General features: G+C 58.3%; 1 pseudogene. It reads right to left on the bottom strand.

Annotated features, from left to right (window positions below):
* Window positions 1-41 precede the first annotated feature (41 nt).
* Window positions 42-307: pseudogene (locus K7H09_RS17410) on the bottom strand (glycoside hydrolase family protein); the annotation flags it as partial.

Genomic DNA, 307 nt, shown 5'->3' with positions numbered 1-307 from the left:
GTCTTAGATTCATGGCGCACCTCTCGGGCGGGCCTCGTCAGTTAGTCGATGGAAATTCCGCCAACCGCTTTATAAACACTCAGCAGCTCATCAGTCGCCAGCTCCCGCTGGCCATAGCCAGCGCCGGGAAGGCTCGCCCAAATGTTGCGGCAAGCGTGAATGGCGTCACGGACACGGCCGTCATGGATCAATGAAAACGCTTTGCACTGGCGGATGAGGTGGACGGCGCCTAGGTCTTGGCTAGCAGGCGTAAAGTCCGGGAGATCGAACCGCTCGACCAGGTCATCCCATGTACGTATCAGGAACT

The organism is Halomonas sp. IOP_14 (genome assembly GCF_021021315.1).
Taxonomy (GTDB): Bacteria; Pseudomonadota; Gammaproteobacteria; order Pseudomonadales; family Halomonadaceae; genus Vreelandella; species Vreelandella titanicae.
This window is presented reverse-complemented; position numbering and strand designations above follow the sequence as displayed.